This window comes from Anaerostipes stercorihominis (genome assembly GCF_057535655.1).
Window position 1 is genome coordinate 1 of sequence record NZ_BAAJCL010000043.1, and the last position, 372, is coordinate 372.

A 372-nucleotide genomic window follows, 5' to 3' on the forward strand; every position below is an offset into this window, starting at 1 on the left:
GAAAAATCATTTCCTGGGTATTGAGTGAAACACTGGGGGCATCCCATGTAGTAGAATGTATTGAAAAAGCAAAACATGTAAGAAATGTTGAGAAACCGTTGATTTTTCACTGTGACAGGGGATGTCAGTATGTATCGGAAGCCTTTCAAAAAGCAACGAAAGGAATGGTTCGTAGTTATTCGAAGAAAGCATATCCATGGGATAATGCTTGCATCGAATCCTTCCATGCACTCTTGAAAAGAGAATGGATTCATCGGTTTAAAATCTTCAACTACACGCATGCATATAAATTGATTTTTGAATACATCGAAACATTTTACAATACCATACGCATTCACAGTCATTGTGGATATTTGTCTCCAACTGAATACG

At 37.1% G+C, this 372-nt stretch carries 1 protein-coding gene; it reads left to right on the forward strand.

All coding sequences use genetic code 11. The annotated features are described in order from the left end of the window. On the forward strand, nucleotides 1-372 hold a 372-nt coding region (locus AC27EF_RS13635; RefSeq protein WP_487111304.1), incomplete at both ends, for an integrase core domain-containing protein.